The sequence below is a fragment of the Nocardia sp. NPDC059154 genome, assembly GCF_042755705.1.
Taxonomy (GTDB): domain Bacteria; phylum Actinomycetota; class Actinomycetes; order Mycobacteriales; family Mycobacteriaceae; genus Nocardia.
Window position 1 is genome coordinate 78,291 of the sequence record NZ_JBHZCS010000004.1, and the last position, 17,421, is coordinate 95,711.

The following is a 17,421-nucleotide window of genomic DNA, read 5'->3' on the forward strand; positions in this document are numbered from 1 at the left end:
GAGCGAGCATGCACACCTTCGACGCCATCGCCAAGTCCCTGGGCGAGGTCACGCTGATCGCGCTGGTGCTCGGGGTCGGGGTGCCGGTGATCTTCGGGATCGGCGTCCGGCTCTCGGCCCTGGAACCGGCCGCCGACGGCCCGGCCACCGCCAACCGCAACGTGGTCGTCACCGCCATCGCCTACCTCTGTTTCGCGGCCGCCCTGATCGTGGTCGCCGCCGGAATCCTCTATATCGCCAAGGATTTCATCAGCCACACCTTCGACATTCAGTTGTTCGGCGCGAAACCCCCGAAGAAGTGAGCCATGACGACCAATCGTTCGATCCTCGCCACCGTCCTGGCCTGGCTGCGCGCGGGCTACCCGCACGGCGTCCCGCGTGAGGACTACGTGGCCCTGTTCGCGGTGCTGCACCGCAAGCTCACCGACCGCGAAGTCGACGAGGTCATCGAGGGATTGCTCGTCTCCGGCGGCGTGCTGGACCGGGCCGCCATCGAAACCGCCATCGCGCAGCTCGCGCACGAGAAGCCCGGCGCCGACGACGTGAACCGGGTCGCGGCCCGGCTGGCGGCCGGCGGGTGGCCGCTGGGCAACCCGTCCGAGGCGTGAATTCCGTTCCGGCAGAGTAGAACCGAGCACCGATGGAGTTGTCCGAGCTACTGGCCAGAATTGTCGGCTGGCTGCGCGCCGGGTACCCGCACGGTGTTCCCGACACCGACTATCTGCCGCTGCTGGCCGTGCTGGCCCGGCGGCTGTCCGAGGACGAGGTGCGGCAGGTGGCCGCCGAGCTGGTGCTGCTCGGCGCGCTGCCTGCCGACCGGGCCGACGTCGGGGTGATCATCACCAAACTCACCGACGAGATGCCGCGCACCGCCGATCTGGATCGGGTCCGCGCCCATTTGCGGGCGGGCGGCTGGCCGATCGACGACAGCTGGCCGGAGCCGTTGCAGTAGCGCCGCAAACGCCGAAGATGCTTCGGTGTGACCCAGCTCGCACTCGCGGAATTCGAGTATTCCGATAGTCGAGTGCGAATTCGGAGAATCTTATTCACCACTCTGGTACTGATATCGCACAATATTCATACTGACTCTCTGGCGGCGATCCCGCCGAAACCCCAGTCGAGAGAGTCAGGAGTGCGGATGAAGATCGGAATTCCCCGCGAGGTCAAGAACCACGAGTACCGGGTGGCCTGCACGCCCGCCGGCGTGCACGAGCTGGTGGCCCGCGGCCACGAGGTGGTCGTCGAGGCCGGTGCGGGTGTCGGCTCGACGTTCGAGGACGACGCCTACCGCTTCGCCGGTGCGCAGGTGCTCGACACCGCCGACGAGGTCTGGGGCGTCGCCGATCTGGTGCTCAAGGTGAAAGAGCCCGTCGCCGAAGAGTATTCGCGCTTGCGTGAGGACCAGGTGCTGTTCACCTACCTGCACCTGGCCGCCTCCCGGGAGTGCACCGACGCCCTGCTGTCCTCGGGCATCACCTCCCTCGCCTACGAAACCGTCACCGCCCCCGACGGTTCCCTGCCCTTGCTGGCTCCGATGAGCGAGGTCGCGGGCCGGCTGGCGCCGCAGGCGGGCGCGTATCACCTGATGCGCAGCGGAGGCGGCCGCGGCGTGCTCATGGGCGGTGTGCCGGGTGTGCGCCCGGCCCGCGTGGTGGTGATCGGTGCGGGTGTGTCCGGGCGCAATGCCATCGCCGTCGCGCACGGCATGCACGCCGAGGTCACGGTGCTCGACTTGAACATTCAGCGCCTGCGCGAGATCGACGACCTGTACCACGGCCAGGTGCGCACCGTCATGTCCAACCGGCTCGAGGTCGAGAACCTGGTGCGCGAGGCCGACCTGGTCATCGGCGCGGTGCTGGTGCCCGGCGCGAAGGCGCCGACCCTGGTCTCGAACGACCTTGTCGCCCAGATGAAGCCGGGTTCGGTGCTGGTCGACATCGCCATCGACCAGGGCGGCTGCTTCGCCGACTCCCGCCCCACCACGCACGCCGAGCCCACCTACCAGGTGCACGACTCGATCTTCTACTGCGTGGCCAATATGCCCGGCGCGGTGCCGCACACCTCGACGGTGGCCCTCACCAACGCCACCCTCCCCTATGCGGTCGCTCTGGCCGACAAGGGCTGGCGCGCCGCTGTCGCCGCCGACTCGGGCCTGGCCGCGGGCCTGAGCACCCACAAGGGTGAACTGCTCGCGGAATCGGTTGCGGCAGCACACGGTTACGCCGCACACTCCCTGGCTGCCTGAGGCCACACATCCGGAAAGGTCGACGCGGTAATGCCCGGGGATGGCGATCGGCCATGAACATCGAAGGATGGTTCCCGCCCGAAGGTGATGTCCACGTGCGAATCTGGCTGGCCGACGTGGGCTTCGACTACACGGTCACCGCGGTGGCGGTACGCAACTTGATCCACGATTGGAGGCAAAAGCATTGGTTCACAATCGAATTCATACGCAACACCTTCGACGACTGTCGGCTGCTGCCGCGCCTGCCGTGCGAACGACTGTTCGTCGGACCGTGAGGGTTCCCGCCTGCTGAACCAACCTTTCCGGACATGGCACCAGCCCCCGCGCCGCCGATCAGGTCGCGGGGCGATGCCCCGGGCGCACGTGCTCGAAGATGAGGATCGTCTCCGTGGACGCGACGGCGGGATGCGCGCTCAGATGCTCCAGCACGAAGGTGCGCAGCTCGCCGGAGTCGGCGGTGGCGACATGGATCAGGTAATCGTCGGCCCCGGCAATGAAATACACGTTCTCGACCTCCGGCAGCGCGGCCATCTGCTCACCGAATTCGGCCAGCTGGCCGCGCGCCGCCGCATGCACCCGCACTGCGATCATGGCCTGCAGATCGCGACCCAGCGCGGCCGGGTCGATATCGGCGTGGAACCCGCGGATCACCCCGTGCTCCACCAGCGCCCGCACCCGGCCCAGGCAGGTCGAGGGTGCGATCCCCGCCGCCGCGGCCAGCGCATTGTTGGTCATCCGCCCGTCGCGGGCCAGCTCGTCGAGCAGCAGCCGGTCGATGGCATCCAGCGGAACCGCCCCGCCCGACACATTCGATCCTGAAGAAACCTTCTTCATGGAGGAACTGTATCGAACTTCCTTCGTGCGGGAGGGGCGGATCAACGGAATATTCGTCCCGAGCGGTCACTCACCGGCCCAGATGTTCCAGCTGGTGGCGCCGCGCTCCCGGTACCCGCTCCGCTCCAGGTAGGGCACCTGTCGACTGAAGTACCGCTTCGCCTCGCACTCCTCACCGCACTGTGTGTGCTGAGCCAAGGCTCGTTGCGCGACTTCCAGATTCAGCACCGGGTGGTCCGGCATGCTGTGCGTAACAGGTCGATTCACCACATCAACTCCCTACGTGTCGAGCGTCGGCGGGTGCCGGCGCCCCGCACGCGATGAGCCGACGCTTGGCCTGGTTCTTCACCGGACACACCGAAACCGGACAATTCCGGTGTGTCTGCATGGTCAGATGCGCGTATTCGATTGTCATCGTTGGCAATTCGCTATGGTCGGTGATGGATGGGTTGGACACGAACTCAGATTTACTCCGATGCCAAGAGATTTGGGGCCGCCATGGGTGGCCGGTCGCGGCTATTGCGCCGGACTTCCACTACGGGGGGTTCCAAATTTCAGTGCCTTCGATAGAAAGGCTAGGAAAATGTCTGGCTCCACCCTCGCCGCCCGCGCCCTCGGTCGACTCTTGGCCGAATACCGTCAACGCGCGCAGCTGACCAGATCCGCCGCGGCGCGGGTCGTGGACACCTCGATACAGACCATCGGCCGCCTGGAAGACGGTCTCAAGACCAAAGTGTCGCGGGTCTGGATCAATGCGCTCGCCGACGCGTACAAGTGCAGCGACGACGAGCGCCGCCTATTGCTCGGCCTCGCCCAGGAAATGGCCTCGGCGCAGCAGAATTGGTGGCGGGCGTACGAGGATGCGATGAAGCCTCGATTCGATTACTACCTCGGGTTGGAAGCTTCCGCCCGCCACGTGTCCTTCTGGCGACAGGCGGACGTACCCGGACTGTTCCAGACGCCTGCGTATCGTCGCGCGATCGAATGGACCGAGCATCCGACGATGCCACCAGAGCAGGTGGAGAGGCGCGTTGAAATGGCCATGAGGCGAAAGAACCGATTGGAAGACAAAGGGTTCGAGATCGATGTCGTTTTGTCGGAAGCTGCCCTGCGGGGTCAGATCGGCGGACCGGCAGTTCTGGCCGAGCAGCTTCGATACTTGGCCGATCTGAGCCAGCTGCCGAACGTGTCGATTCGGTATGTTCCCCACGATGCTCCGAGTCATCTCGGTTCGGTGGTGGAATCCTTTGTCCTACTAGAGTTTCCCAAACTTCCGGCAACCGGGATGGTCGAGCCGCCGGTGGTCTACATCGAAGGTTTTGTGGGAGACCTCTACCTGGAACGAGAGCCAGAGGTGCGGCGGTATCGACATGCGTTCGGCGAGATCAGCCGAGTAGCATTGGATCCGGTCACAACCAGGCAGGTCATGTTGTCGAGAGCCAAGGAGTGCGGCGAATGAACATCGAACTGTCCGAAGCCGATTGGTTCAAATCCAGCTACAGCCATTCGGGCGGAGAATGCCTGGAAGCCGCCCACCTCAGCCGCGGCAGGGTCGGAGTACGGGATTCGAAACTGGGAGACTCGAGCCCGGTGCTCGTGTTCGCTCCGGCGGACTGGGCCGTGTTCAACGCTGCCGTGCGGGCCGGGAAGTTCGATCTCGGCTGATGTCCGGGGACGGTCGAGGGCCTGGTCCGTGGCATTTCGATGCCCAGGCAGAGATCTACGATCGCGCTAGACCTGACTACCCGGCCGCACTGTGGAAACGGTTGCGGGAGTTCGGGTTACTACGGTCCGGCGTCCAGGTGGTCGAGCTCGGCGCCGGCACCGGATTGGCGACGGGGCCGATGCTGCAGGCCGGTGCCGCCGTCACCGCTGTCGAGCCGGGGCAGGGCCTCGCCGCCCGACTGCACCGTCGATGGCCGGCAGCGTCCGTGCTCATCGACAGCGCCGAAGCAGCGCCCTTGCCGTCCGCCGCCTTCGATCTGGCCGTCGCGGCGACTGCCGTCCACTGGTTCGATCTCGACGTGGTGCTGCCGAGAATTCACCGCGCGCTGGTCACTGACGGTCATTTCGCGGTGTGGCGTCACGTCTTCGGCGACCCGTCGGCCGCCACCACCCCATTCCGGCAGCGAATAGCCGAGATCGTCGCGCGCCGCGGCGACCATTCCCCGTCGCGCAGACCGGCGGACTTCGACACCGAGGCATGGGTGCGCCGCCTGACCGGCAGTGGGCACTTCGTCCCCGCCCATGTCGAACGGTTCTCCTGGACAATCGAACTGAGCGCCGACCGGATCCACGATCTGTTCACCACCTTCAGCGATTGGACGGCCGCCGAAGTCGACGAGGCCGCCGGCGCGGCACACGCCCTCGGCGGGTACGTACTCGAGCACTACCTCACCCCGCTGATCATTCTGAAACGCGCCGGAACCGCCACCACCTGACCACCGGGCGGACCGGGCGGACCGGGCGCGAGGCTGTTGGGTAGTCTCGGCCCATGGGTACGTTCTGGCACTCCGTCACGCCGCCGCCGGCCGCCTGATCGGGCGCAGCGGCAGACTCTCGTTTCGCGTTCCGGCTGACCTCCGACGGCAGCCCGGATCCGTCGTGCGCCCGTTTCGATTCCTTCCCCCTTCGGAATTCGACGACGGAGTACTCGACAGTGTCCGAACGCACGTCCACGCTGACCCCTGAACAGACCCCTTCGACCTCTTGGCGCGGTAGTGCGCCGATCCTCGCCGCGTCGGTGCTGTGGGGCAGCACCGGTACCGCGGCAACGCTGGCTCCAGCCGGAACATCGGCTGCCGCAATCGGTTCGGCCGGCTTGGCCCTCGGCGGACTGCTGCTGTTCGTCACCGGCCGCGGGCATCGGATGCGCGCCGCCGTGTCGGAACGGTGGCTGCTGCTGCTCAGCGCGTGTGCCGTGGCGGGGTATCCGGTCACCTTCTATCCGGCCGTGGCCCGCACCGGCGTGGCCGTGGCCACGGTCATCGCCCTCGGAAGCGCACCGGTCTTCGCGGGCCTGCTGGCCTGGCTCACCGGCCGGGGACGACCGTCCGCGAGATGGTGTGCCGCCACCGGGCTGGCCGTAATCGGTTGCGCCGTACTGGTTATGGGGCCGCGATTCGGGAATGCGACCCCGATCGACCTGCTGGGCATTCTGCTGGCAGCCTGCGCGGGCCTCACCTACGCCGTCTACTCCCTGATCGGTGGCACCCTCATTACCCGCGGCCACGCCTCCGGCTCGGTCATGGGCATCATGTTCGGTCTCGCCGCCGTCCTGGTCCTGCCCGTGGTCGCAACCTCCGGCCCGATCTGGCTGACCACGCCGCGGGGCCTGGCGGTCGCCCTGCACCTCGCGTTCTTCACGACCTTTCTCGCCTACCGCCTGTTCGGTTACGGACTGCGCCACACCACCGTGGCGTCCGCCACCACCCTGACGCTCGCCGAGCCTGCGGTCGCCGCTCTGCTCGGCGTCACCGTCGTCGGCGAACGCCTACCCGTGCTGTCCTGGTGCGGCCTGGTCGTCCTCGGTGCCGGTCTGGCCGTCCTGACATTCCCGGCCGAGCGGTGAACGCCGCTGTTCCCCAACCACTTCCGTTGTCCGTAGTCGGGGCGCGCCGACTGCTGCCCACGGTGGGGCGGGGTCAGTCCTTGAAGTACACGAGCTGGTGACTCGTGGCCAGCGCGGTGCCTTCTTCGGTCCACAGGTGGGCCGACTGATCGAAGAAGCCATTGCCGAAGTGCTGTGCCCGGGCGGTCGCGAGAACGAACTGTCCCGGATCCGCGAGCGGGTCGAGATCGGCGTGGAAGTAGGTGGTGAGCGAGACGGTGCCCGCGGGGACCATCCGGCCCAGGCGCAGCATGACGCGCGGGAAGAAGATATCGCTCATCGCCGCCATGGCCCGAAAGTCCAGCGAGCGCGCAGGCGTGTCCCGAACCCACAGGGTGGAGGTGGACGTCGGGGCCGGTGCGCCGTCATCGCCCCCGGCGAACGGGCCGCGGCCCGCCACGAACCGCATCTCGTAATTCCGCAGCCACGCAGGAGATTCGGGCAGTTCCGCCACCTCGAGGGAGTCCGGTGCGGGCGCGGCGGGCGGGCTGATCTCGGTGTCGGACCAGGTCGAGCGACGCAGCGCGCACACCACGGTCGCGGTGGTGGCCACGGTGTCGTCCTGCCGCATGGTCACGACCCAGTGCTGGGTGGTGCGATTGGTCCGCACGGGCTCGGCGTCGATGGTGAACGCTCCCGTGGCGATGGGCCCGGCGTAGTTGACCGTGAGCGACAGTGGACTACCCGCGCAGCGTGGGTCGTCGAGAACGGCCCGCAGCATGGTTGCGGCCGTGATCCCGCCGAAGGGACCCACCATGTTCGAGTACTCGGCGGCGGTGTGGCCGAGAAAGCGGCCCTCCCCATCCGGGGTCAGCGCCGTGGCGGTATCGAACGGGTGCTCGAGGGTTGTGGTCGACCCCAAGACGAATTCTCCTTCGGACAGGTGCAGATTCGTGCGCGCGAGCGCGTGGCCCTCCGTCTCGTCGGAGAATAGCCTCCGTCGACCATAACGACCGTTATAGACCGGTCCGGCACGGGCCTGCAGCTGTGTGGCTCCGAGGTGCGAAGTGCGAGGATTCGTTGCCCGCGACACGGATTCGAGACATATTGCATGCCCGGTATCTTGTGGTTATAACCAGCTTATGACGGTTGATGCCACGCTTGCCGCCCGCGGCCTCCTGCTCGATATGGACAGCACACTCGTGAATTCCGAAGCCGTAGTGGAGTTGCTGTGGCGACGCTGGGCCACCGAGCACGGCCTGGCGGCAGCCGATGTGCTGGCCGTCGCCCACGGCCGCCAGGGCTGGGCGACCATGGCCGAACTGCTTCCGGACCGCCCCGCCGAGCTCAACCGCGCCGACAACGACCGCATGCTCGCCGAGGAAGCCACCATCGTCGACGGCGTCATACCCATCGCCGGCGCCCCGGAGTTCATGGCCGCCCTCGCCGACCTCCCCCACGCCCTGGTCACCTCCGCCAACCACGTCCTCACCGAAACCCGGATGACCACCGCCGGCCTCCCCATCCCCCGGATCCGCATCACCGCCGAATCGGTGACGGTGAGCAAACCCGACCCGGAAGGCTTCCTGAAAGCCGCCGCCGAACTGGGCCTTTCAGCCGACGACTGCCTGGTCTTCGAGGACTCACAAGCAGGCATCACCGCCGCCAAGGCAGCAGGCATGCGCGTCATCGGCGTCGGCCCCCGCGCCGCCACCCTCAACCCGACCGCCCACGTCCCCGACCTGACCCATATTCGGATCGCCCCGCGCCCGGACGGCTCGATCGACATCCACGTGTCAGCGTGACCCCGAACGGGCCTCATCCCTTCCGAGTCTCCGGTCGGCGCGGATCACAAAAAGTCGGTGAGGTTCCTGAGATAAACCCTGACGGTGTTGTTTCTGATGTACACGCTCGCTGTTTCGAATCGGTCCGTGCGACAGCCCGGGCTGAACCAGTCGAGAGAGGTGCTCGGCAAAGGGGAACAGCCGTACGTGTCGTGGAGGTGTTGTTCTATCCGGGCAGCGATCTCCTCGGGCGTGCCCGGGCCGCTGATGGAGTACGCCCGTGTGCAGGCGTCGGTCGAATCTCCGCTCGTGCAACCCTGGTTCTCGGTGCTGATCATCACCAGCGGGCTCGGCAGGAGCAGGATGGCGTCTGCGGCGGGGGCTTTGGTCACGAGCAGGCCCAAGATCAGCATCCCCGCGAGCAGCAAGGCTGTCAGGCCGGAGTAGACGAGACCGACGCAGTGCCCGAAGAACATGCGTACCTTGGTGATTCGGGATTCTTCGCCGAGGTTTCTCGTCAGCGGAAGTTCGGCGAATGGTGCAGCGACCGCCACGACGATCCCGACCGCAGCCAGACCCATCGGCCCGTAGTCCCGCAGATCGTTGCCGAACCATCCGTTACCCGCTGCCCACTCGGCCAGCATCAGGACGCCGAGGACCGCGGCACCGACCAACCGCCCCATCCAGGTGCGGGCCGCCAAAGCCCATAAGAGCGTGGGAATTCCGGTGAAAGCCAGCGCGAAGATCACGCCGCGAGACTAGCCCGCGGCAGGTGTGAACCGGGTCCGGGCGGCGCCGGCGTCGGTGCGCCGCCCGGAGTCTTTCCGGCTCAGATGTTTTCGATCGAGGCCGGGCGGCCGAGGCGGGAGTTGAAGCGGGAGTAGCCGAAGTACACGATGAGGCCGACGATCAGCCAGGCCACGAAGCGCACCCAGGTTTCCCACGGCAGCGACCAGATCAGGTAGATGGAGAAGCCGATGCCCACCACCGGCACCACCGGCATGAGCGGCAGCCGGAATTCGCGCGGCTCGTCGGGGCGGGTGTAGCGGAGCACGATCACCGACACGCTGACCACGATGAACGCCATCAGGATGCCGATATTGGTCAGCTCCGCAACGGTATTGATGGGCAGCAGCCCGGCCAGGATCGCCGAGCCGGCGCCCACGATCCAGGTCACCCGGGTGGGAACCTTGCGGGTGGGATGGGTTTTGGCGAACCATTCCGGCAGCAACCCGTCGCGGCTCATGGCGTACCAGACGCGGGTCACGCCCAGCATGAAGGTGAGCACCACGGTGATGATGCCGACGATGGCGCCGATCGCGATGATGTTCGCGATGCCCGGCATCCCCACGGATTTGAACGCGGTGGAGAACCCGGAGGTCGGGCTGATCTCGGTGTACTTCTGCATGCCGGTGAGCACCAGCGTGGCCAGCACGTACAGCACCATGGCGATGGCCAGCGAGTAGATGATCGCCTTGGGCAGATGCTTTTTCGCCTCGGTGGACTCCTCGGCTGCGGTGCTCATGGCGTCATAGCCGAAGACGGCGAAGAACACCGTGGCCGCGCCCGTCCACACCGCGCCGGTGCCGAACGGGAAGTACGGGTGGTAGTTCGCGCTGTCGATCTTGAACAGGCCGAGCACGATGATCAGCAGCACGATCGCCACCTTGATCCCCACCGCGACCGTCTCGAACCGTCCCACGCTCTTGATACCGCGCGACAGCACCCACGCGCTGCCCAGACAGAACAGGATCGCGAACACATCCACCACATGCCCGTCCCCGGTGCCGGAGGCCCCGAGCATCCAGTGCGGCAAGGTGATTCCGATCTGATCGAGCAGGAAATTGAAGTACCCGGACACGCCGATGGCGACCACCGCCGCCACCGCCACGTACTCGAGCAGCAGATCCCACCCGATGAACCAGCCTGCCAGCTCACCCAGCGACACATACCCGTAGGTGTAGGCCGACCCCGCTCTGGGCACCATGCCCGCGAATTCCGCGTAGCAGAGTGCCGCACACGCACTGGCCACACCCGCGATCAGGAACGAGATGAGGACCGAGGGCCCGGTCGTATTGTGTGCGACCGACCCGGCCAGGGCGAAGATGCCCGCGCCGATGATGCCGCCCACCCCGATGGCCGTCAGCTGCCACAGACCGAGGTGTTTCGACAGCCGCTCGTCCGCAGGCGTGTCGTCGTCTACCTCCGAGATCGGCTTGCGGCGCAGAATCTGGCCGCGCAACTCCGCAAAAGACATGCGGGATCCTTTCGTTCCGCTGCGCACCGCCACTCTGCGGTAACGCAGGTCACACTCGAGCTAGCTCAGCTAATCGGACCATGGCCGATGCTGTGATCGGGCGGTTGGTTAAATAAAGTTCAGAATCGTCGTCTTATCGGCCAAAGCTCTCGTGTTCGGCGTGTGTGTTGTGCAGTGCGCCTACCCGCCGCGTCGTCCGAGCCGCTATCGCGCGGAACGCCCTGTGGCTCGGGGGTTTCGGTAGTCAAGGTCGCCGAGTTGATCGGCCCATACCTACACGTTCCGTGGTGTGATCTCCAACGGCGACGCTCTGGACATGGAGGTCCATCGGTGCCGGATCCTCTACAACACGATCTTGCCGCAGACGGCGGGGGCGTTCGCGACGGAGTTCATGGCCGCCATACGAAGCGGATATCCGGCTCGCGCTCCTCGTTCCGCGAGCCGTCCGTTCGGTCGACCTCGACGAATCCGTGCCGCTCATAGAATCGCCGCGCGGGTTCGTTGACCTGGAATGTCCACAATCCCAGCCCGTTCGGTCTCAACCGCTTGGCCAAGTCCACAAACCGGTCCTCGAGGCCACTACCCCGCCATGACGGTTCCAGATAAAGCTGTTCCAGTTCGCCGGCATCGAGAACCAAAAGCCCGCGGACCACACCGTCGGCAACTGCAACCCACGTCTCCTGCTGGGGCACAACCACATCGGAGAACCAGCGCCGAACGGCAGCATCGGTGCCCACGTCTGACCATCGGCAGCGCTGCGGCATACGATCGCAGCCACACACCAGCGATGTCGGCAGCATCGGTGTTCTCGGCACGCCGAAACAGCAGATCCATGGCCCGAACGCTAACCCGACGAGGCTGACCCCGGCTGCCCGACCGAATACGCGGCATTCGGCTACTCGAGACTGGACCGGGGTGGTGGTGTCGGCCAACATCACCCCCGGCACCCCGGCGGCGCGCAGCGGCCTCGGCCACGACGGCGCCGAACCGTCCTCACGACCCGATCTTGATGCAGGTGAACTGCATGACGTCCAGGTGGCCGTGACGGAAGTAGTCGGCCCACCCGGTCATATGGCTGATGTAGGCGTTGTAGGTGTCGCGCCCGGCCAGTTCGATCGCCCGATCGCGGTGCTCGTGCAGCGCGGTGGCCCAGTTCTGCAGTGTGGTGGTGTAGTGCGGTCCCAGTTTCCCGATTCCGGCGATGGTGAATCCGGCATCTTCCGCGTACTCGGTGACCCCCTTGGGGTTGCGGCCGGTCGGTGGCGGAACTCGGTCGAAGGGCAGGATAGTCCCGGGCGTGAACACGGAATCGGTACTCGCGAAACGCGTCTGGTGGGCATCGGAGGGGTCGCGGCCCGGTGCGACGACGGTCTGCACCAACAGCACTCCGTTATCGGGCAGGATCCGGTAGGCGAAATCGAAGAAATCGGCGTAGCGCTGCGGGTGGAGGTGTTCCAGCGTCCCGATACACACGATGCGGTCCACGCGGCGGTCGAATTCCTCCCAATCCTGCCGCCGGACTCCGCCGTAGGGGCGGCCGCGGATCAGCCGGTCGACGAGCCGGTCCCGCACATACCGGTACTGATGGCGATTGCTGGTCAACCCGATCGCGTTCACCCCATAGGCGTCCATGGCGCGCAACATGGTCGAACCCCAGCCGCAGCCGACATCCAACAAGGTCATCCCCGCCTGCAGACCGCACTTGGCCAACGCGAGGTCGATCTTCGCCGACTGGGCTCGTTCCAGGGTGTCGTCCGGGCGAGTCCACAGCGCGCAACTGTAGGTGCGGGTCGGGTCGAGAAACAGGGCGAAGAATTCATCCGGGAGTTCGTCGCGAGATCGGACCTCACCAAGCACGGGTAGATCGACAGTCATGATGGCGGATCCTTCGTGCGATCGAGCACTGCCGTGGACAGCAGCCGAGGTAGCCCGCTCCCTCGTCACCTCCATCTGGGAGGTCGAGCACCCTGCCGAGCCTAGGCGACCTCACATACCGGACTGAAGCCTTGTGAGCAGGAGTTCACCCGCAGGTAACGTGCGCCGGTGCGCTACGCGGGCCCGGCCGGTGCCCTGCGCTTGGCCCAGCGGAGCCCGGACGGGGCGGGGTCTCAACCCGATGGGGTGTCGGTGTCGCCGACTTCGAGGGTGAACATCCTTATCCAACCGGTCGGCTGGAAATCCTCAGCGGCTCGCGCCCGGTCCGAACGAGCGCAGGAAGAACGCGAGATTGGCCGGGCGCTCGGCCAGTCGGCGCATGAAGTAGCCGTACCACTGGTCGCCGTAAGGCACATAGGTGCGCAGGTGTGCGCCCGTGGCGACCAGCCGCTGCTGCTCGTCGTCGCGGATGCCGTAGAGCATCTGGAATTCGAAGCGGTCCGGCGACCGCCGCGCCGCCCGCACGTAGTGGGCGGCGGCGTCGAGCATCACCGGGTCGTGGGTGGCCACCATGGGATAGCCCAGGCCGCGCATGAGGATGTCGAGGCAGCGCAGATAGGACGCGTCCACCTCGTCGCGGCCCTGGTACGCGACCCCGGCCGGTTCGCGATAGGCGCCCTTGCACAGGCGGATTCGCGATCCGGGACCGGACAGGTCGAGGCAGTCGCCCTCGGTACGCAGCAGGTACGCCTGCAACACCGTGCCCACCCAGGGGAAGTCCGTCCGCAGCGCGTGCACGATGGACAGGGTCGAATCGGTGGTGGTGTGGTCCTCGGCGTCCACGGTGACCCAGACCCCCGCCGTCGCGGCGGCCGTGCAGATCTTGTGGGCGTGTTCCAGTGCGATGGCGTGGCCGTCCCGGGGCAGCGCCTGGCCGAGTGCGGAGAGCTTGAGCGAAACCTCCAGTGGCCGCACCTCCTTCGTGGATCCGGGCAGACCACCCAGGGTTTCGAGCAGGGCGAGGTAGTGGGCGACGGTGGCGCGCGCCTGCGCGAGATCGGTGGTGTCCTCGCCCAGGTAGTCGAGGCTGACGTACCGCCCGGAGTCGAGCAGCGTCCCCGTGGCCGCCGCGGCATCCGCCTCGGATTCCCCGGCGACGAAGCGCCGCACCATCTTCCGGGTCGATGCCAGCCCGGTCACCGTCCGTTCCACCCGCGCCGACCGCGAGGCCGCCAGCAGCGCCGGACGCAGCACGGTCGTGAACATCAGCGCTCCCCCGCTTCCGTCGCGACGGCCTGGTGCGGATACCGGTGATCGGTCGGCGGCACGAAGGTCTCCTTGATGGTGCGCGCCGAGGTCCAGCGCAGCAGGTTCTGCGCCGACCCGGCCTTGTCGTTGGTGCCGGAGCCCCGCGATCCGCCGAACGGCTGCTGTCCGACCACCGCGCCGGTCGGCTTGTCATTGATGTAGAAATTGCCCGCCGCGTACCGAAGCCGCTCGGACGCCGTCGCGACCGCCGTCCGGTCGTCGGCGATCACCGCGCCGGTGAGCCCGTACGAGGACCCGCGATCGACCAGATCCAGCACCGCGTCGAACCCGCCCGGCGTCGCGTCGTCGTAGACGTGCACGGCCAGAATCGGCCCGAAGTACTCGGTTCGGAACGCTTCGTCACCGGGATCCTCGCCCAGCAGGACGGTCGGCTCGACGAAGTAACCCACACTGTCGTCGGCGCGCCCACCGGTGAGCACGGTCAGACCGGGTGTCGCCTTGGCCCGCGCGAGGGCGTCGGCATTGCGGTCGAAGGCGCGCCGATCGATCAGCGCCCCACCGAAATTCGTGAAATCGGTGACGTCGCCGTAGGTCAGCTCCGACACCTTGCCCAGGAAGTCCCCCGACATGCGCGACCACACCGATTTCGGAATGAACGCCCGCGACGCCGCCGAACACTTCTGCCCCTGGTAATCGAACGCCCCGCGAATCAGCGCCGTGCTCAACACGTCCGGATCCGCCGAACTGTGCGCGACCACGAAATCCTTGCCGCCGGTCTCGCCGACCAGCCGCGGATAGGTGTCGTAGCCGGCGATGTTCTCGCCGACCGTGCGCCACAGCCGCTGGAACGTCCCCGTCGAACCCGTGAAGTGAATGCCCGCCAGCCGCCGATCGGCCAGCGCCACGGCCGACACCTCGGGACCGTGGCCGTGCACCAGATTGATCACGCCCGGCGGCAGCCCCGCCGCCTCCAGCAGCCGCATCGTCCAATAGGCCGAAAACGCCTGTGTGGGTGAGGGTTTCCACACCACCGTATTGCCCATCAGTGCCGGCGCGGTCGGCAGATTGGCCGCGATGGCGGTGAAGTTGAACGGCGTGACCGCGTACACGAACCCTTCCAGCGGCCGGTATTCCACCCGATTCCACACCCCCGGCGTGGAGATCGGCTGCCCGGCGAGGATCCCGCGCGCGAAGTGCACATTGAACCGCCAGAAATCCACCAGCTCACACGGCGCGTCGATCTCGGCCTGATACGCGGTCTTCGACTGCCCCAGCATGGTTGCCGCCGCCACCGTCTCCCGCCACGGCCCGGCCAGCAGATCCGCGGCCCGCAGGAATACCGCCGCCCGCTCGTCGAACGACAGCGCCCGCCATCCCGGCGCCGCAGCGGCCGCCGCCTCGATCGCGTCGGCCGCATCCCGCGCCTCGGCCACCGTGATGGTCCCGAGCACCGCCGAATGCCGGTGCGGCTGCACGACATCCACCACCTCCCCCGCACTCCGCCGCTCGCGTCCACCGATCACATGCGGAATCTCGAGCGGCGTCGCGGCGAGTTCGGTGAGCTCGGCTTGCAGTCGCGCGCGCTCCGGGGTGCCGGGAGCGAAGGTCTCCACCGGTTCGTTCACCGGCGGTGGAGTGACTGTGACGGCGTCCATGACAACCTCCTGGCGGATTGTGGCCCGTGTCACCGGGCGAGTACGCCGAGTCAACCCCGAATCGCGCCACGGATATTGAGCCGATCAGCCAAAGAACCACCGAACCTGTTGTACGTTCGGCTGAACATCGCTGACGCGCTCGTGCCCGGATCGATGGCGCTGTTCCGGCCACGACCCGCAGGGCCGAGCGCGTCGGCGCGGCAGTACCCAGGCTTTGAACACCGGAGACAGCATGACCGCAGATGAACGCCACACCTCCACCGGTCTGCGGGCCGCCGAGCTCGATCGAACCGGAGTAGCGCTGCGGGAACTGCTGGGAGCACTGGGCACGACGCTCGTCGAACTGGTCGGCGCACCGCTCGGGGACGAGGTGGCCATCCGGTCGGTGGCACTGGTCGACAGTTCGGACCTGAGCTCGGAAACCGTTGCGCACGCACCCATGTCGGACATGTACCTGCACGTGGGGATCGCCGAGGCCGAGGCCGTGCGGTGGCTCGAGGAGGTCGCCCAGCGGGCACCGGCGCAGCGACCCCGCGCGGTGCTGTCGAAGTCCGCGGCCGCGGCGGGCGGGTTGCGGCGGGCCGCGCTGCGGGCGGGGGTGGCGGTGGTCGGGGTGCACCCGCAGGCCCGATGGGATCACGTGTACCCGCTGATCCGGCGGATGCTGGATCGCACGGGCCCGGCCCGCGACAGCGCGGACCAGGATCTGCTGGCCGCGGACACCGACTTGTTCGGGCTGGCGCAGATCATCGCGCAGAACGCGGGCGGCATGGTCACCATCGAGGATGCGCACTCGCACGTGCTCGCCTACTCGGCCTCCAACGATGCCGCGGACCGGCTGCGGATCCAATCCATCCTGGGCCGGGAGGGGCCGCGCGAGTATCTGCGGATCCTGCAGCAGTGGGGTGTCTTCGACCGGCTGCGGCACACCGACGAGGTGGTCGACCTGCCCGCGCACGCCGAGATCGACATCAAACACCGTCTGGCCGTGGGGATTCGGCGGCCGGGTGAGGGTAGCGCCGCCACCGTGCTCGGATCGATCTGGCTGCAGGAGGGCGAGCGGCCGTTCAAGTCCGATGCGGCCGAAGTGCTGCGGGGCGCGTCGGCGATTGCCGCGCGCATCATCTCGCGCAGCCTGGACGCACCCTCCACCGAGGCCCTGCTGATCCAGCGCCTGTTCGGCGCGCGCGGCGGGGGTGTCGATGTGCCGTCGGTGGCGAGTGCGCTGGGTATCCCGGTGACCGGCCCGGCCGCGCTCATCGGGTTCGCATCCACCGGCGCGATCCCCGCCGCCGCGGAACTGTCGGCGATGGGCAGCACACTTCGCCTGCGCGCGAGCGCCTTCCGCCGCGACTCGCTGGCGACCCTCATCGGTGACCGCGCCTACATCCTGCTCCCCCGCTACCACTCGGCCCGCGCGGTCACCGCCTGGACCCGGCAGCTGGTCGACCAGCTGGAATCCACCGGCGCCCCGATCCTGCGCGCCGCCATCGCCGTTCCCGTCGCCGAGCTGACCGACGTCGCCCGCGCCCGCCTCGAGGTGGACCGCGTCCTGGACAGCACCGCGGCGGGCTTCCCGAAGGATCGGGTCACCACCCTCGCCGAATCCCGTACGGCCGTCCTGCTGGGCGAGATCCTCGATCTGATCGCCGCCCGCCCCGAACTCGAGGACCCGCGCCTGACCGTCCTGTTCGACTACGACCGCGGCCACGCCGCGCAACTCGAGGCCAGCGTCGACCACTACCTGCGCCATCACGGCGATGTGCGGGCCGCGGCCACCGCGTTGCGTATCCACCCCAACACGCTGCGCTACCGCCTGCGCCGCGCCCAGGACATCACCGGCATCGACCTCGACGACCCGGCCGATCGCCTACTGCTCGAACTGCAACTGGCCCACCACCGCCGCGGCGCGGACCGGACTCGGCACCGGCCGACCCAGCGCTGAGCAACCG

The 17,421-nt window shown here is 67.4% G+C and carries 20 protein-coding genes; 11 read left to right on the plus strand and 9 right to left on the minus strand.

Annotation, left to right across the window (positions count from 1 at the left end; genetic code table 11):
* The first annotated feature begins 8 nt into the window (after positions 1 to 8).
* From ACFXN1_RS05355 to ACFXN1_RS05375, 5 genes are all read left to right on the plus strand, one after another.
* The gene (locus tag ACFXN1_RS05355; RefSeq protein ID WP_379443495.1) at positions 9 to 302 is read left to right on the plus strand and encodes a hypothetical protein; all 294 of its coding nucleotides are present in this window, start codon (positions 9 to 11) and stop codon (positions 300 to 302) included.
* Between the two features lie 3 nt (positions 303 to 305).
* Positions 306 to 608: a DUF3349 domain-containing protein gene (locus ACFXN1_RS05360; RefSeq protein WP_379443493.1), complete on the plus strand. Its 303-nt coding sequence runs from the start codon at positions 306 to 308 to the stop codon at positions 606 to 608.
* Positions 609 to 640: 32 nt separating this feature from the next.
* A complete protein-coding gene (locus tag ACFXN1_RS05365) occupies positions 641 to 952 on the plus strand; it encodes a DUF3349 domain-containing protein (RefSeq protein WP_379396771.1) in 312 nt (103 codons plus the stop codon).
* A 186-nt stretch (positions 953 to 1,138) separates the two neighbouring features.
* Positions 1,139 to 2,245, plus strand: coding sequence for an alanine dehydrogenase (ald, locus tag ACFXN1_RS05370; RefSeq protein ID WP_379443492.1), 1,107 nt, complete (start codon positions 1,139 to 1,141; stop codon positions 2,243 to 2,245).
* A 53-nt stretch (positions 2,246 to 2,298) separates the two neighbouring features.
* Positions 2,299 to 2,520, plus strand: a complete 222-nt coding sequence (locus ACFXN1_RS05375) for a hypothetical protein (protein WP_379396775.1) — start codon at positions 2,299 to 2,301, stop codon at positions 2,518 to 2,520.
* A gap of 58 nt (positions 2,521 to 2,578) precedes the next feature.
* Here ACFXN1_RS05375 and ACFXN1_RS05380 read toward each other — a convergent pair whose 3' ends face one another.
* On the minus strand, positions 2,579 to 3,079 hold the full coding sequence (locus tag ACFXN1_RS05380) for an Lrp/AsnC family transcriptional regulator (protein ID WP_379396777.1): 501 nt from the start codon (positions 3,077 to 3,079) through the stop codon (positions 2,579 to 2,581).
* A 66-nt stretch (positions 3,080 to 3,145) separates the two neighbouring features.
* The gene (locus ACFXN1_RS05385) at positions 3,146 to 3,346 is read right to left on the minus strand and encodes a hypothetical protein (RefSeq protein WP_379443491.1); all 201 of its coding nucleotides are present in this window, start codon (positions 3,344 to 3,346) and stop codon (positions 3,146 to 3,148) included.
* A 316-nt stretch (positions 3,347 to 3,662) separates the two neighbouring features.
* Between ACFXN1_RS05385 and ACFXN1_RS05390 the strand changes: the two genes are divergently transcribed.
* From ACFXN1_RS05390 to ACFXN1_RS05405, 4 genes are all read left to right on the plus strand, one after another.
* A complete protein-coding gene (locus tag ACFXN1_RS05390; RefSeq protein ID WP_379443490.1) occupies positions 3,663 to 4,538 on the plus strand; it encodes a helix-turn-helix domain-containing protein in 876 nt (291 codons plus the stop codon).
* Positions 4,535 to 4,744: a DUF397 domain-containing protein gene (locus tag ACFXN1_RS05395; RefSeq protein ID WP_379396783.1), complete on the plus strand. Its 210-nt coding sequence runs from the start codon at positions 4,535 to 4,537 to the stop codon at positions 4,742 to 4,744. Before ACFXN1_RS05390 ends, ACFXN1_RS05395 begins: the two co-directional genes overlap by 4 nt.
* Entirely contained in the window at positions 4,744 to 5,520 is a 777-nt protein-coding gene (locus ACFXN1_RS05400) for a class I SAM-dependent methyltransferase (RefSeq protein ID WP_379443489.1), read from the plus strand. The genes ACFXN1_RS05395 and ACFXN1_RS05400 overlap by 1 nt, the downstream gene beginning before the upstream one ends.
* A 218-nt stretch (positions 5,521 to 5,738) precedes the next feature.
* The gene (locus ACFXN1_RS05405; RefSeq protein WP_379443487.1) at positions 5,739 to 6,650 is read left to right on the plus strand and encodes a DMT family transporter; all 912 of its coding nucleotides are present in this window, start codon (positions 5,739 to 5,741) and stop codon (positions 6,648 to 6,650) included.
* A 73-nt stretch (positions 6,651 to 6,723) separates the two neighbouring features.
* On the opposite strand, the gene ACFXN1_RS05410 is transcribed toward ACFXN1_RS05405, so the two are convergent.
* Positions 6,724 to 7,551, minus strand: coding sequence for an acyl-CoA thioesterase (locus ACFXN1_RS05410; RefSeq protein WP_379443486.1), 828 nt, complete (start codon positions 7,549 to 7,551; stop codon positions 6,724 to 6,726).
* Positions 7,552 to 7,771: 220 nt separating this feature from the next.
* On the opposite strand from ACFXN1_RS05410, the gene ACFXN1_RS05415 reads away from it, so the two are divergent.
* Entirely contained in the window at positions 7,772 to 8,434 is a 663-nt protein-coding gene (locus ACFXN1_RS05415; protein ID WP_379443485.1) for an HAD-IA family hydrolase, read from the plus strand.
* A 44-nt stretch (positions 8,435 to 8,478) separates the two neighbouring features.
* On the opposite strand, the gene ACFXN1_RS05420 is transcribed toward ACFXN1_RS05415, so the two are convergent.
* The 6 genes from ACFXN1_RS05420 to pruA all read right to left on the minus strand — a co-directional run bounded on the left by ACFXN1_RS05420 (position 8,479) and on the right by pruA (position 15,469).
* A complete protein-coding gene (locus ACFXN1_RS05420; RefSeq protein WP_379443483.1) occupies positions 8,479 to 9,162 on the minus strand; it encodes a hypothetical protein in 684 nt (227 codons plus the stop codon).
* An 80-nt stretch (positions 9,163 to 9,242) separates the two neighbouring features.
* Complete coding sequence (locus ACFXN1_RS05425) at positions 9,243 to 10,670, minus strand: amino acid permease (protein ID WP_379443482.1); 1,428 nt, start codon at positions 10,668 to 10,670, stop codon at positions 9,243 to 9,245.
* Between the two features lie 389 nt (positions 10,671 to 11,059).
* Positions 11,060 to 11,605 (minus strand): GNAT family N-acetyltransferase, encoded by a 546-nt coding sequence (locus ACFXN1_RS05430; RefSeq protein ID WP_379443500.1) that lies wholly within the window; start codon positions 11,603 to 11,605, stop codon positions 11,060 to 11,062.
* A gap of 58 nt (positions 11,606 to 11,663) precedes the next feature.
* The gene (locus ACFXN1_RS05435; RefSeq protein WP_379443480.1) at positions 11,664 to 12,545 is read right to left on the minus strand and encodes a class I SAM-dependent methyltransferase; all 882 of its coding nucleotides are present in this window, start codon (positions 12,543 to 12,545) and stop codon (positions 11,664 to 11,666) included.
* Between the two features lie 306 nt (positions 12,546 to 12,851).
* Positions 12,852 to 13,811, minus strand: a complete 960-nt coding sequence (locus tag ACFXN1_RS05440) for a proline dehydrogenase family protein (RefSeq protein ID WP_379443479.1) — start codon at positions 13,809 to 13,811, stop codon at positions 12,852 to 12,854.
* The gene (gene pruA, locus ACFXN1_RS05445) at positions 13,811 to 15,469 is read right to left on the minus strand and encodes an L-glutamate gamma-semialdehyde dehydrogenase (RefSeq protein ID WP_379443478.1); all 1,659 of its coding nucleotides are present in this window, start codon (positions 15,467 to 15,469) and stop codon (positions 13,811 to 13,813) included. The genes ACFXN1_RS05440 and pruA overlap by 1 nt, the downstream gene beginning before the upstream one ends.
* A 232-nt stretch (positions 15,470 to 15,701) precedes the next feature.
* Here pruA and ACFXN1_RS05450 point away from each other — a divergent pair, with 232 nt between their 5' ends.
* Positions 15,702 to 17,414 (plus strand): PucR family transcriptional regulator, encoded by a 1,713-nt coding sequence (locus ACFXN1_RS05450; RefSeq protein ID WP_379443476.1) that lies wholly within the window; start codon positions 15,702 to 15,704, stop codon positions 17,412 to 17,414.
* Positions 17,415 to 17,421: the final 7 nt, after the last annotated feature.

What these genes read in the sequence shown, in the direction of transcription:
- ACFXN1_RS05400 (WP_379443489.1), top strand. Translation starts at nt 4,744, where the DNA reads ATGTCCGGGGACGGTCGAGGGCCTGGTCCGTGGCATTTCGATGCCCAG.
- ACFXN1_RS05435 (WP_379443480.1), bottom strand. Translation starts at nt 12,545, where the DNA reads ATGACTGTCGATCTACCCGTGCTTGGTGAGGTCCGATCTCGCGACGAA.
- ACFXN1_RS05365 (WP_379396771.1), top strand. Translation starts at nt 641, where the DNA reads ATGGAGTTGTCCGAGCTACTGGCCAGAATTGTCGGCTGGCTGCGCGCC.
- ACFXN1_RS05375 (WP_379396775.1), top strand. Translation starts at nt 2,299, where the DNA reads ATGAACATCGAAGGATGGTTCCCGCCCGAAGGTGATGTCCACGTGCGA.
- ACFXN1_RS05415 (WP_379443485.1), top strand. Translation starts at nt 7,772, where the DNA reads ATGACGGTTGATGCCACGCTTGCCGCCCGCGGCCTCCTGCTCGATATG.
- ACFXN1_RS05390 (WP_379443490.1), top strand. Translation starts at nt 3,663, where the DNA reads ATGTCTGGCTCCACCCTCGCCGCCCGCGCCCTCGGTCGACTCTTGGCC.
- ACFXN1_RS05425 (WP_379443482.1), bottom strand. Translation starts at nt 10,670, where the DNA reads ATGTCTTTTGCGGAGTTGCGCGGCCAGATTCTGCGCCGCAAGCCGATC.
- ald (WP_379443492.1), top strand. Translation starts at nt 1,139, where the DNA reads ATGAAGATCGGAATTCCCCGCGAGGTCAAGAACCACGAGTACCGGGTG.
- ACFXN1_RS05450 (WP_379443476.1), top strand. Translation starts at nt 15,702, where the DNA reads ATGACCGCAGATGAACGCCACACCTCCACCGGTCTGCGGGCCGCCGAG.
- ACFXN1_RS05355 (WP_379443495.1), top strand. Translation starts at nt 9, where the DNA reads ATGCACACCTTCGACGCCATCGCCAAGTCCCTGGGCGAGGTCACGCTG.
- ACFXN1_RS05440 (WP_379443479.1), bottom strand. Translation starts at nt 13,811, where the DNA reads ATGTTCACGACCGTGCTGCGTCCGGCGCTGCTGGCGGCCTCGCGGTCG.
- ACFXN1_RS05395 (WP_379396783.1), top strand. Translation starts at nt 4,535, where the DNA reads ATGAACATCGAACTGTCCGAAGCCGATTGGTTCAAATCCAGCTACAGC.
- ACFXN1_RS05360 (WP_379443493.1), top strand. Translation starts at nt 306, where the DNA reads ATGACGACCAATCGTTCGATCCTCGCCACCGTCCTGGCCTGGCTGCGC.
- pruA (WP_379443478.1), bottom strand. Translation starts at nt 15,469, where the DNA reads ATGGACGCCGTCACAGTCACTCCACCGCCGGTGAACGAACCGGTGGAG.
- ACFXN1_RS05430 (WP_379443500.1), bottom strand. Translation starts at nt 11,605, where the DNA reads ATGTTGGCCGACACCACCACCCCGGTCCAGTCTCGAGTAGCCGAATGC.
- ACFXN1_RS05380 (WP_379396777.1), bottom strand. Translation starts at nt 3,079, where the DNA reads ATGAAGAAGGTTTCTTCAGGATCGAATGTGTCGGGCGGGGCGGTTCCG.